Below are 12,763 nucleotides of genomic sequence, written 5' to 3' on the forward strand. Positions count from 1 at the left end.
AGAAATAATAGGATAAGGAAGCGCTTTGGAAATACAAATTAGACATTTAGAAGCAACGGATAGCCAAGATATTTTCGATATTTATCGCCGCCCTTCAGTTTCAGAAAACACCTCACAAAAGCCTTATCTTAGTTCTGAACAAGTGGAGCGACTGTTTGGTCATTCAGACCATTTCACTTTGGTTGCGGAAGTATCCGGCAAAGTAGTGGGTCACATTACTTTATTCATGACCACCAAGGTAAGAGACAGGCACAGCGCTGGTCTTGGTATTGCTATTCACCCGGATATGCATGGTAAAGGGGTCGGTAAGGCGTTAATGCAAGAAGCGATCAATCAGGCGGATAACTGGCTTAACCTCGTGCGTCTTGAGTTAGAGGTTCATGCTGATAACCACGCCGCGATTGCTTTGTATGAACGTGTAGGTTTTCAGTTAGAAGGCACAAAAAGACTCAGTACGTTCAAAGGCGGTAAGTACATTGATATGTTGTTGATGTCGAGAATACGACCAGATTACCTATGAAGGCGAAGTGACTCGATATAACTGAAACAGTTGAATAAGATATTAATTAACAAAGTCATTTTAATAAAACCCTCAAACTTTATTTGCTTGAGGGTTTTGTGTTTATAAGCATTCGTCACTATCAGATCTTTTAATAATATCGCTATGGATTATCGATGCCAAAGCCATTTCGCAGTGCAAACTGAATCAGTTCGGTATGGTTGTCGAGTTCCAAAATATCCAACATGCGGTATTTGTGTGACTCAATGGTTCTAGGGCTTAAAAAGAGGATCTCAGCACATTGCTTTGCGGTATAACCTTGTGCCAATTGAGTCAGAACCGCACACTGCCTTTTGGTCAGCAATAATAGCTTTTCACTCTCGTTAATATTATTGGTTTCATCGCTGGTGACACTACGCGTCATTTTGGAATGCTGCCAAAAACAGAGCCAGATATCACTCAGCAATTTGATTCGCTTCATGTCAGCCTCTTCAATTGGCTTATCGTAACGATTGAACCGTGAGAAGCCGATAGCTCCCCACTGCTGACCAAACAACGAAAGGCTTACAATCCCATGCCAATGAGCACCTTCTTCATAAAGTACACGTAACGGGTCGAGTTTATGGTTCTTTAGTGTTTCTTCAGGGAACAACTGCCAACACTCTTTTGAACGTAAAAGCTTAAGGTAATCAAGATAATTGCCTTTTAGAAAGCGTTCCATTTCAAGCGGTGGAGTATCTGTTTGGGATACGGAAATACTTTTTCCTGTATCCAGAAGAATCATTGAGTTTGGAAATAGGGTAAGTCTGTCGAGCTTAAACCAAGCGAGCGCTTCTCTTGCCAGTAACAAAAAAGCGCTATCGAAATCTTTGGGTTGGCATGCGGTCAAAGTGTTGGTTTGGTGAGAGAGGAGATCCTCAAAGCTCGCGAATGGGTTGTTTTTCATATCGACCGTCTTTTGTGGTTTTAGACAAAATAGCGGCAATAACTGAAGTGTGTCAACCTAACATTAGAATGTCGTTCTGAATAAGGTGTGGCGAGTATTCTGAAATGCTACTGAGTAATTTATTAGTTTTATCGAGAAACGATTAGTGAAATTCACACTGAACTCTGTATAGTAGCAACCGTTTGCTTCGTATAACCCCAATGATATGGTTTGGGGGTCTCTACCAGCTCCCGCAAAGTGCTGATTACGAAGGGTTTAGATCACAATTGTGTTCTTACTCTTTGTAATGGCGTTCAAAAATATCCTGTCTATTATTCAGAGTAAGTGCACACCTAAAATCCATAGTAGGTGAAACATGAACGCATTTATTCAAGGGCTCCCAAAAGTAGAGTTGCATTTACACATTGAAGGCTCGCTCGAACCTGAGTTACTTTTCCAACTTGCTCAACGCAATGGCATTGATCTGCCTTATTCATCCCCAGAACAACTAAGACGCGCATACGAATTTGATGATTTGCAATCATTTCTGGATATCTATTATCAAGGTGCCGATGCATTGCGCACGGAACAAGATTTCTATGATTTGACTTGGGCGTATTTAGAGCGCTGTAAAGCCGACAATGTTATTCATACTGAGATTTTCTTTGATCCTCAAACACATACGGAGCGTGGTATTGCATTTGAAACTGTTATTAACGGGATTCATCGTGCGCTCGAAAGTGGTCAAAAACAGTTAGGTATCTCTTCTCAAATCATCGCTTGTTTCTTACGACATCTGTCTGAAGAGAGTGCCATTCAAACGTTCGCTGATGTGTTGAAGCATAAAGATAAGATCGTCGGGGTTGGGCTGGACTCTTCTGAATTAGGACACCCACCCGAGAAGTTCAAGCGTGTATTCCAACAAGCGAAACAAGCGGGCTTCTTAACGGTGGCTCATGCAGGAGAAGAAGGGCCGGCTCAGAACATTGTCGATGCGATTGAAATGCTCAGCGTGAGTCGAGTGGATCATGGTGTGCAGTGCATGACAGACGAAGCTTTAATCGAAGAACTGATTGAAACTAAAATGCCACTGACGGTGTGCCCACTGTCGAATATTAAATTGCGCGTATTCAATGTGATGGAAGACCACAACATTGTCGAGCTGCTGAGAAAGGGCGTGGCTGTAACGATTAACTCGGATGACCCTGCTTATTTCGGTGGTTACATGTCGGATAACTTTAATGCGGTGAGCCAAGCTCATGAGATGACGTGCCAGGAGCTAGCGCAGTTTAGTTTGAATGCGATAGACGCGAGCTTTATTGAAGCGCCATTGAAGCAGCAATATCGAGAGCTTGTTCTAGGTTACTTAACTAAAACTAAAACTAAAGCTAATTCTGAGTAATCTGTCGTTTAGATTTCGACGGCCAAAACTCTGAAGCATAGCGCCTTATAACGACCGACATATGTTGGTCGTTTTTATATTGGCTGCAAGCGATTGTTAGACCAAGGAACAACATAACTTATTAAAGAATATGATCTTATTTAGCAAAAAACAGCTTACCTTGGCTGTGATGCACTACATTTAGAGGGAGTGTAGAGATACAGTAACCACGCTGTATAGATACAGAGTTAGCGATTGTCGGAGGAGGAATACAGCGTTGTTAGACCCAACAATCAGTGAACAAATAGAGTGGCCATGTGAATTGCCGCAAGAATTGATCGATAGCCTAATCGAAATTGCTGTTTTCAAAACGAGTGTTCATAGCCTCGAAATTACCCAAAAATTCCAAAACCTGCCTGGCGTTTTCTATATTCTCAGCGGCTCCGCGGGAATCTGCTTTTCTACCGAAAATATGAAAAGCATATCCGGTGGTGTGATCGGAAGGGGAGATTGGATAGGCGCTTTGACTATTCATGCCAACTACAACCTCTTCGCTGTGGCAGAGGAGGTCGAGCCTATCACTATGGTACTGTTTCCCGCCGAGAAAGTGTTAGCGCTGGCTGAAGAGCAGTGCATGGTATTCAAATGGCTGCTGCACAGTGGGACCAGAGCACAATCTATTTGGATGCAAGCTTACTTATCCTCCATTCATGAAAAAGAACAGAAAACCATTTACGTTTTGTTGGAACTTGCGGCGCGCCAGAACAATATTGCAGGTGCGACCGTGAGTATTAATATCTCACAAACTCAATTGAGTACCATTACCGGGATCTCGAGACCCAGATTGAATGAGGTGCTCAAAGGAATAGAGCAACAGGGCTTAGTGAAGATCCAAAGAGGGAAGGTGTTTATCACCGACATTGAGGGTTTGTATGAGCGTATTTCACCGATGAATTTGATGATGCGAGATCCTGTCGCTGATATTAAGGTATGAACTTCAATATCAAACGAAAAAAATTATGCACAGTGTTCTTTTAGGAACATACATCAAAAGAGAATACCTATAATGTTCACTCTAGATTTATAAATTGAATTAGAGCGGAATAGAATTGTTATGAAAATGGCTGTATTGGAATATAAAGTATTGGGACTTGGTGACTGGATTAAAACAAGGGTTTCTAGCCGCTGTGCCCATTTACTAGCAGCTGAGTATAAAGCGCTAGGATGGCCAACTAAAGTGGATGGTAAAGTGTTATCGACTGAGTCTGCTTAATCTCTATAAGCCTAAATCATCTAGATGAAGACAAAAAGAAGCTGGCAGTGTGCCAGCTTCTTTCATTTTTAAATTAAGACCATTGAGCTACTTGTTCACGTAGTCTTTGAATTTCTGCTTGGTTTCAGCATCCGCTTTTTCGTACCAGAAATAGAGCATCTCTTCAGCTGTATTTGCTGCATTTCCGTCAATCTTTGCTGGAAGCGTTACTGGTTGTGCTACAGCAGCCGCTGCGCCCGCGCTCGCACCTACTGTAAGTGCTGCGATGCCGCCTTTTTGGTTGTATTCCTTCGCTTCTTGCGGGTACTTACGACCAATCTGCATGCCATCTTTGATTAGCTTATCTTGCTTAACACTGATTGCATTTTGGTTTTCATCAACCAGTTTCCAATCTAAGTTTTGAAGGCCTTTTTTCGCTTCGTTGGTGTTACGGAACTTAGGCATGTCAAACGTCAATGCTGTGTCTGTCGCATCAAAAGTAGCAATGATGGTATCGCTATCGACAAACTCGCGGTCGTTACCTTGGCTGAAAGCCAGTTGATATTTGAAAACGATTTGGTTCACGCCATCTGGAACGGTGATCGTTTTGCTCGAAGAGAAGAAACCACCGTCGAGATCAGGTTTAGCCTCATTAACAGCTAAGACTTCGACTAAAGCATCTGCGCTAGAAGGAACTTCAATTGTTACGTCAGCTAACACTTGTGGCGCTGCGATAATTGTGGAAAGCAGCGCAATGGATTGTAATGTTTTCATAGTCATACAGTTATTTAGGTGAGTTATATTACACTCGCATGCATAAAGCAGTATTTCAAGCTACCTTGTCTCGATTTGGAAAAATTCACCGAAACTTAACCAAAGCCTAGTTTTTGAACGTGTCGATTGTACGGTTTCTGTGCGAGTGAGGGCGTGATCTTGCACTTTCCTCTGTCACGTCATCATCGACGTCCAGTGAGGCTTGAGGAGAAGGTAAAGAGATATAAATAGGAATAATTGCCGCCACCCAAATGGCATAGATGGTAATGACTCGGTTGAAGGCGACGAACCAGGTTTCGCTGCCGCTACCAGATAAGTAGTAACCTAATAAGGTAAGTAAGGTGCAGGCAATAGCCCACATCACGGCTGATAGTGGATCTTTCGTTGTGGCTGCGAGTAAGACTATCGTAATGTAGGGCACGGCCATGGCAATGCCCAAAGGTACATGACAGTCGACCACAAAAATGATGGTGGCACCGAGTGCTAAGAATAAATGTGGGCCAGTGCTAGGTAAATTTACATTCCATATCATATGACACCTTCTTTTACCCCGTTTTTCGTTGCTGGTGGAGTTTGTGTATTAAGCGTGTTGCTTGATGGCTGTTGACCATCAAGCGATTGATGAGTTGCTGAAGTAATTCAGCCTCGGGCATGATGTGCTTCTCCGTTACCTTTTCAGCCTCGGTTGAGAGCTCGAATACTTCACTCATTTCATACCTTGATGCAATCGCTTTAACCGCCTTTAATGTTCTGGAGAGGTCATCCTGTTTGGCGTCTGAAAATAGCTCTATCAACTCATCGATTTCGTTTTCTAGCTCATCAACGAGAGAAGTTAAGCATTTGAGCTTTTCGTCTGATTTAAGCTCATCGTTGGCTAAGAATTGGCTACGCGACAGTTCTTCTTCTGTGAGTGGCAGTTTGTTCTTAGGATGACGCGTTAATATGGTTACGTTGCTTTCTGCCTTGTTTGGAAGATTGTGTGCGTTAGCGGAGTTATGGCGGTTGACTTCAAACTGGTGATGAAATTCATTGATGGCGTTTTGTAAGCTGTTTTTCTGCAATGGCTTGGTGAGAACGAAATCTGCACCCGAAACGATGAATTCATCGTGAGCTTCTTTGAATACGTCCGCTGTACAGGCGAAAATAACGGTAGTGAGCTTGAGTTCTTCGCGGATTTTTTGAATCGCTTCGATACCACTCATGTTGGGCATGTGGTTGTCCATTATGATGAGGTCGTATTGATTTGATGCTAGCTTATCGAGTGCTTGCAAGCCGTCGTAGGCGTTCTCTACGGTTAAGTTGATCGATTCACAGAACTTCCTAATTACCATTGCATTGATTTTGTTGTCTTCGACTAACAATACCGACAAGTTATCGAGTACATCATTTGCTTTAAGCGTCTCTTTTTCGACGACTTTTTCTTCGACTTCATGTATTTCAAGAGGAAGTGAGATGGTAAATCGAGTGCCGAAATTAAGCTGGCTAGCCACTGTGATTGTGCCGCCCATCAGTTCGACTAACTGTTTCACAATGGAAAGCCCTAATCCTGTTCCGCCAAACTTACGAGTCGTTGATAGTTCGGCTTGTTCGAATGCCGTGAATATATGGTCGATCTTGTCTTCTGCTATACCAATACCCGTATCCGTCACTAAAATATTCACGCTTGGTGGAGTAGTAGGGGCTATCAAGAATTCTACTTCGACCTTTCCTGACTCAGTAAATTTGACTGCATTGCCTGCTAAATTGAACAGTATCTGACGCGTACGTGCTGAATCACCAATAAGCTGAAGATTGGTTGGGACATTGTCTTTAATGATAAAAGCGAGGCCTTTGTCTTCTGCAAGAGGCGTCAGTGTTTTATCCAGGTGTGTCACGACGTCGGTAACCGAGAAGGGGCTTAATTCTAGCTCCATCTTTCCTTGTTCGACCTTAGAAAAATCAAGAATGTCATTCAATATGGTGACGAGATGCTGACCAGAGTCGATGATGATTTGGGCGTGTTTACGAGTATTCTCGCTGTGTGAATCCTCCTTGATTATCTGAGCGATGCCTAATACGCCATTCATTGGGGTGCGTAACTCGTGGCTCATGGTCGCGAGAAAGAGAGATTTTGCTTTGCTGGCTCTTTCTGCTTTGTCTGCGGCTTCTTGGTAAGAGAGGTTGTTTCTCTTAAGTTCGAAGATTCTGAGGATAAATAAGGTGAACGAGAAGACCAAGGTCAGTAGCGCAAGTGTGAGGATCAGCTTAACGGTAACGCTTTTGAGTTGCTCTTGAAGCTCAGTAAATTGATGTTCTATGTGCTCAATATACTCAGTGCTATGTAAATCAAGAACTTGAGATAAAAGAAGGCTATGTTGCTGGTTAAGTTCGACAAATGTCTGTGAAAGATTAGCCAAGTCTGAATCTACGCCTGAATGTTGAATGTTAACGCTTGAAAACAACACGCTAGCAAGGAGCTCACTCTGAATGATGAAGTCAGATTCTACGCCAGAATTGTTATTTGTAGGCTGACTATTCGTGAGTCGCTCAGTCATGGATTGCAGAATGAACTGACGAGCGACACTGAGCCCAATGAGCTTGTCTAGTGTATCGACATTCGACATAGACGCATCATGGAATTGATCAAGCAGTTCCAGTGTAGGAAGGTGTTGAAAGAAGGTCGAGTGTATGTTTTCACCTTGATAGCTATCTCTGAGCGCTTGCAGTTCTTTTTCTAGGGTGACTAAATCTGCAGACATTTGGTAAGGATTGGAAATCTCGGTGAGCGCAGCGTTAGTTATGTGGTCGCGAATCTCCAGAACCTCATGCCCCAACTCACGAATGGCTCCTCCATATTTCGAGACTTTATCATGCTCTGAATACGTCAATACGATAAAACTGATCAAAACAACAAACAGGGAGATAAACACCAAAAAGACGAGTCTGACTTTATTCATTTTCAAACTCCAATAACATTTGAGGGCGGTTACCTGTTAGGGTTTCTAGGAAGACTTTGATATCGTTAATGGTCTGTTTTTCAAACGTTTTACCGAGTTGGCTTTCACCCATGATCTTTATGGCTTCCTCTAGAGTAGCGGTTTGTCCGTCGTGAAAATAGGGCGCGGTTATCGCCACGTTTCTTAAGCTAGCAACACGAAATAGATGCTTGTCTTGTGGTTGCGCGGTAAACATAAAACGGCCTTGGTCTTCACTTCGCTCGGCTCCTGTTTTCGATAACCCAAAGTAACCAAATCGCATTACCATTCCGCCACCAATATTGGTGCCTTGGTGGCAACGAATGCAGCCTTCTTCTTGAAAGGTTTCCCAACCACGTTTAGCGGTTTCAGACAGTGCTGCGTTGTCACCTTGTAAGTACAGATCGAAAGGGGCGTTTGGTGTCGTCAAACCCTGCATAAATTCAATAAGTGCTGCCTTAATTGAAGCTTCGTCAATGGGCGTCGATTGTTCTTGGAATAAATTGATGTAAGTATCCGAATGAGACACATAATCCGTAATGTGTTGCCAGTTTGAATCCATTTCATCGACGTTGTGCACCGGGCCATCGATTTGATCGTCGAGGTTGTTTACTCGACCATCCCAGAAGAACCGATAGTTAAAGACTGCGTTAAAAACGGTGAGTGAATTTCTCATTCCTGCGCCGTTTACGCCAATCGAAACAGGAATCACCTCTGCGCCGTTGGTTTGCAGGCTATGACAACTTTCACAGCTCACACTGCGATTAGAAGAAAGATTCGGGTCTTTAAATAGCACCCAACCAATTTTGGCAAGCTCATGATTTATCTCGGGAGAGTTTGGAATCGGAGATATGGGCTGGCTTGAAGCCACGGTTTTATGTGCGTGTTGTGAATGAGAAGAGTGTGGTGAAGCATGAGAGTCATCATGATCGCTTTCATGGGCGTGATTTTCTTGGTGTTCGAATGAAGTGTGCGTTTTTGAAGAGGCCGCATCATAAACTAGCAAGGCGATTGAAACGACAATGACAGTGATGCTGATTCCTGCTAAATATGGCGTTTTCATAACATTAGTCCATCTAGTTTTGACAAGTATGGCAACTCAGAATCCTTCTGATATCACCCTCACTTCACTTTCCAATGATAGGTGTTATTTATAAACCTAGTTGCGCATGGTTAATGTTGCAAGATAAGTGGTAGGAAATTAAATCGCTTGAGTGGTTATCTAGCGGGGGTTGATGGGGAGGTCTTAGTGATAATTGGATGAAGTTCTTTCAATTCAATTTAAGCTGAATGGCGTTAAACGAAAAAAGCCGTGGCCACTCAAGTGAGTAACCACGGCTTTCGTATTAGATTATGTATTTGCTATAAATCTTAGTGCAATACACATCTATACAGTTTGCATCGCCTAGATAGGCTTATTTAGCTTGCGCTGCTGCCGCTTCTAGTTGCTTAAGTTTACCTTGAAGCATGTATGCATTCTGGTTGAAGTTACCTGGGTTCAGTACTTGGCTATTCTGCATTGGGTAGTCAGGTAACGTGTTCATGAACTCTTGTACTTTGCCGCCTACTGGTACGAATAGCCACATGTTGTCTGCCATCCAACGTAGGTACATGCCAGATTCGTGTGGTGCTTTTTCGAATGGGTCTGCACGTAGGTGAACGACTTGAGGCCAGTTTGGTTGGAAACGTACAGCATCTGTGATGTTGCCGTCCATTACCGCGAATGAGATCTTGAAGTCATTCCAACGTACAGCGTTTAACTCAGCGTTTGCAGAGAAGTAAAGCATGCTATCACGAGGGCCTTTCTCTTCTTTACCTTGGAAGTAAGGTAGGAAGTTGTAACCATCTAGGTGTACGCGCCAGTTTTTACCGTTGTAAGTCGCACCTTTGTCAGACGCAAGTTTCTCAACTACTTTATCGTCACCAGCGGCTGCTAGTAGAGTAGGGATCCAGTCTTGGTGGCCCATGATGTCGTTGATCTTCGTTCCCGGTTTGATAGTTCCAGGCCAGCGAACTAGCTGAGGAACACGCATACCGCCTTCGTAAGTTGTACCTTTTTCACCGTGGAAGTAAGTAGCACCACCATCAGGCCAAGAAACTGTCTCTGCACCGTTATCGGTCGAGTAGATAACGATTGTGTTGTCTGCGATCTTAAGCTCATCAAGCTTGTCTAGAAGGATACCCACTTGGTCATCGTGCTCCAGCATGCCGTCTGCGTAGATGCTGATACCAGATTTACCTTGGTATTTCTCTTGTAGACGAGTCCACACGTGCATACGAGTCGTGTTGTGCCAGATGAAGAATGGTTTGTCAGCTTTCACTGCTTTTTCCATGAATGCTAGAGATTCTTCTAGGAACTCTTCATCCGCGTGTTCCATACGCTTACGCGTCATAGGACCTGTATCTTCAATCTTACCGTCAGAAGTCGACTTGATGACACCACGAGGGCCGAAGTTCTTACGGAACTCAGGATCTTTAGGGTAGTAGTATGTCTCTGGCTCTTCTTCCGCGTTTAAGTGGTAAAGGTTACCGAAGAACTGGTCAAAACCGTGGTTCGTTGGAAGGTGCTTGTCTTGGTCACCCATGTGGTTCTTACCGAACTGAGCTGTCATGTAGCCTTGTTCTTTAAGAAGATCTGCGATCGTTGGAGCCCAATCTGGGATACCGTGGTCAGAACCCGGCATACCGATAGTCAGTAGACCTGTACGGAAAGGTTCTTGACCGGTTAGGAATGCAGCACGACCAGCAGTACACGATTGTTGACCGTAGTGGTCAGTAAATAGTGCGCCTTCGTTAGCAATACGGTCGATGTTAGGTGTTTCGTAACCCATCATACCGTTGTTGTATGCACTGATGTTGAATACACCAATGTCATCACCCCAGATAGCAAGAATGTTTGGTTTTTCTGCTGCTGTTGCCGCTGAAGAAGCTGCTAATAAGCCAACACCTAATGCCAGTTTATTAATTTTAGTACCCATAAGGACTCCGATTCACTTTTAAGATTAATGCGTTAGAACAACACATCGATGAGCAAATGTTATTCCCAAAATTCCGTTCCGTCCTTTTATAGTGCTTATAACCAATCGTTATGATGTCTAGGTAACCTATTGATTAATATCAGTTCCAGTGGGTGCCTAGAATAAAGCCTTAGTTTGTATGTGTGATCCTTATCATGTTTGTTGGCGTAAACCTTATCGATGATTTCTGTATCCGTATCTCAATGAAAATGACAAAAAGATTAATAGCTTAGGGAATCTCGCGCATGCGTAAAAAATGAACTATACGTTGTAGGGCAGGATGCAAATAACTTACGAAGAGGTTTCTATGACAGCGAAATATGGCGCTAAACGTCGATTAGCGATTTTGGGTACAGCAATGATGGCCGCGTCCAGCGCCACTTTTGCGGCAGAAAAGCCAAATATATTGGTCATTTGGGGGGACGATATTGGTCAATCCAATGTGAGTGCATACACCTTCGGTCTCATGGGTTACAAAACTCCGAATATTGATAGCATCGCGAAAGAAGGGATGATGTTTACCGATTACTATGCAGAGCAATCTTGTACTGCGGGTCGATCTACCTTTATTACGGGACAAAGTGTATTACGAACGGGTTTGAGTAAAGTAGGCTTGCCGGGCGCAGACATTGGCTTACAAGCAGAAGACGCGACAATCGCAGAAATGCTGAAACCTATGGGTTACATGACAGGTCAATTTGGTAAAAACCACCTTGGCGATAAAGATGAATTCCTTCCAACAGCACACGGGTTTGACGAATTTTTTGGCAACCTTTACCACCTAAATGCTGAAGAAGAACCAGAAAATGAAGATTATCCAACTGACCCAGAGTTTCGTAAGAAATTTGGCCCTCGTGGCGTTATCAAATCATTTGCTGATGGCAAGATTGAAGATACTGGTCCACTAACGCGTAAGCGTATGGAAACGGTCGATGAAGAAACATTAGACGCGGCACTTGATTTCATGGATCGCGCAGTGAAAGCGGACAAACCATTCTTCGTTTGGTGGAACGCAACACGTATGCACTTTAGAACGCACGTGAAAGCTGATAGTAAAGGCGTAACCGGTGTTGGTAACTACGCTGATGGTATGGTTGAGCACGATCGACACGTTGGGCAACTATTGAAGCAAGTGGACGAGTTGGGAATCAAAGACAACACCATCGTTTTCTACTCAACGGATAACGGCCCTCACATGAACTCTTGGCCTGATGCGGGTACAACCCCGTTCCGTGGTGAGAAAAACACCAACTGGGAAGGCGCATACCGTGTACCAGCCATGGTTCGTTGGCCTGGTAAGATTGAACCAGGAACCGTATCCAACGAAATCATGCACCATATGGACTGGATGCCAACCTTCGTTGCCGCTGCTGGTGATGACCAAATCAAAGAGAAACTACTCAAAGGTCATACTGCCGGTGATAAAACGTTCAAGGTTCACTTAGATGGTTACAACTTCCTGCCTTACCTAACGGGTGAAGAAGAGAAAGGCCGTCGCTCGGAGATCTTCTACTTTACCGATGATGGTGATTTAGCGGCGCTTCGTTACAACCAGTGGAAAGCGGTGTTCATGGAGCAGCGTGCAACGGGTACCATGCAAATCTGGGCTGAACCGTTCGTGACATTACGTCTTCCTAAGCTGTTTAACCTGCGTATGGACCCATACGAAAACGCCGACATTACATCGAACACATACTACGACTGGTTGTTAGACCACGCTTATATGTTCGTTCCAGCACAAGCGTATGTAGGCAAGTTCCTAGAAACCTTTGCTGAATATCCGCCACGCCAAAAAGCCGCGAGCTTTAGCTTGGATCAGGTAATGGAAAAACTTCAGGAATCTCATAACAAGTAAGTGATTGTTTGAGTGAGACTGAACAGATTGAAGAGCTCTTAGGAGCTCTTTTTTTATGCGCATATCGATGAGTAAATCCCGGTCGTGAATACGAGTCACAACTATG

11 protein-coding genes and 1 riboswitch are annotated in these 12,763 nt (G+C 43.7%); of the genes, 5 read left to right on the forward strand and 6 right to left on the reverse strand.

The annotated features are described in order from the left end of the window. Window positions 1-25: 25 nt before the first annotated feature. Entirely contained in the window at window positions 26-520 is a 495-nt protein-coding gene (locus tag AB6E85_RS04870) for a GNAT family N-acetyltransferase (RefSeq protein ID WP_333009120.1), read from the forward strand. A gap of 142 nt (window positions 521-662) precedes the next feature. Here AB6E85_RS04870 and AB6E85_RS04875 read toward each other — a convergent pair whose 3' ends face one another. Continuing rightward, the gene (locus tag AB6E85_RS04875) at window positions 663-1,445 is read right to left on the reverse strand and encodes a response regulator transcription factor (protein ID WP_372078993.1); all 783 of its coding nucleotides are present in this window, start codon (window positions 1,443-1,445) and stop codon (window positions 663-665) included. Between the two features lie 167 nt (window positions 1,446-1,612). Continuing rightward, a riboswitch (purine riboswitch) is annotated at window positions 1,613-1,712 on the forward strand. Window positions 1,713-1,800: 88 nt separating this feature from the next. Between AB6E85_RS04875 and AB6E85_RS04880 the strand changes: the two genes are divergently transcribed. From AB6E85_RS04880 to AB6E85_RS04890, 3 genes are all read left to right on the forward strand, one after another. Further along, on the forward strand, window positions 1,801-2,826 hold the full coding sequence (locus AB6E85_RS04880) for an adenosine deaminase (RefSeq protein ID WP_372141677.1): 1,026 nt from the start codon (window positions 1,801-1,803) through the stop codon (window positions 2,824-2,826). 256 nt (window positions 2,827-3,082) lie between these two features. Continuing rightward, window positions 3,083-3,799 carry a Crp/Fnr family transcriptional regulator gene (locus AB6E85_RS04885; protein ID WP_050712525.1) on the forward strand — a complete coding sequence of 239 codons (717 nt, stop codon included), beginning with the start codon at window positions 3,083-3,085 and terminating at the stop codon, window positions 3,797-3,799. 120 nt (window positions 3,800-3,919) lie between these two features. Further along, window positions 3,920-4,078 (forward strand): hypothetical protein, encoded by a 159-nt coding sequence (locus AB6E85_RS04890; protein WP_017070406.1) that lies wholly within the window; start codon window positions 3,920-3,922, stop codon window positions 4,076-4,078. Window positions 4,079-4,165: 87 nt separating this feature from the next. On the opposite strand, the gene AB6E85_RS04895 is transcribed toward AB6E85_RS04890, so the two are convergent. The 5 genes from AB6E85_RS04895 to AB6E85_RS04915 all read right to left on the reverse strand — a co-directional run bounded on the left by AB6E85_RS04895 (window position 4,166) and on the right by AB6E85_RS04915 (window position 10,763). Further along, window positions 4,166-4,831 carry a DUF2057 family protein gene (locus tag AB6E85_RS04895; RefSeq protein ID WP_050646096.1) on the reverse strand — a complete coding sequence of 222 codons (666 nt, stop codon included), beginning with the start codon at window positions 4,829-4,831 and terminating at the stop codon, window positions 4,166-4,168. 106 nt (window positions 4,832-4,937) lie between these two features. Further along, on the reverse strand, window positions 4,938-5,363 hold the full coding sequence (locus AB6E85_RS04900) for a hypothetical protein (protein WP_372141679.1): 426 nt from the start codon (window positions 5,361-5,363) through the stop codon (window positions 4,938-4,940). A 13-nt stretch (window positions 5,364-5,376) separates the two neighbouring features. Further along, a complete protein-coding gene (locus AB6E85_RS04905) occupies window positions 5,377-7,767 on the reverse strand; it encodes an ATP-binding protein (protein ID WP_372141681.1) in 2,391 nt (796 codons plus the stop codon). Then, a complete protein-coding gene (locus tag AB6E85_RS04910; RefSeq protein ID WP_372141683.1) occupies window positions 7,760-8,848 on the reverse strand; it encodes a cytochrome-c peroxidase in 1,089 nt (362 codons plus the stop codon). The genes AB6E85_RS04905 and AB6E85_RS04910 overlap by 8 nt, the downstream gene beginning before the upstream one ends. Window positions 8,849-9,200: 352 nt before the next feature. Then, a complete protein-coding gene (locus AB6E85_RS04915) occupies window positions 9,201-10,763 on the reverse strand; it encodes an arylsulfatase (protein WP_048611100.1) in 1,563 nt (520 codons plus the stop codon). Between the two features lie 346 nt (window positions 10,764-11,109). On the opposite strand from AB6E85_RS04915, the gene AB6E85_RS04920 reads away from it, so the two are divergent. Beyond that, window positions 11,110-12,657 (forward strand): arylsulfatase, encoded by a 1,548-nt coding sequence (locus AB6E85_RS04920; protein WP_017060009.1) that lies wholly within the window; start codon window positions 11,110-11,112, stop codon window positions 12,655-12,657. The last annotated feature ends 106 nt before the right edge of the window (window positions 12,658-12,763 follow it).

The organism is Vibrio sp. 10N.247.311.51 (assembly GCF_041467855.1).
In the GTDB taxonomy this organism is placed as follows: Bacteria; Pseudomonadota; Gammaproteobacteria; order Enterobacterales; family Vibrionaceae; genus Vibrio; species Vibrio coralliirubri.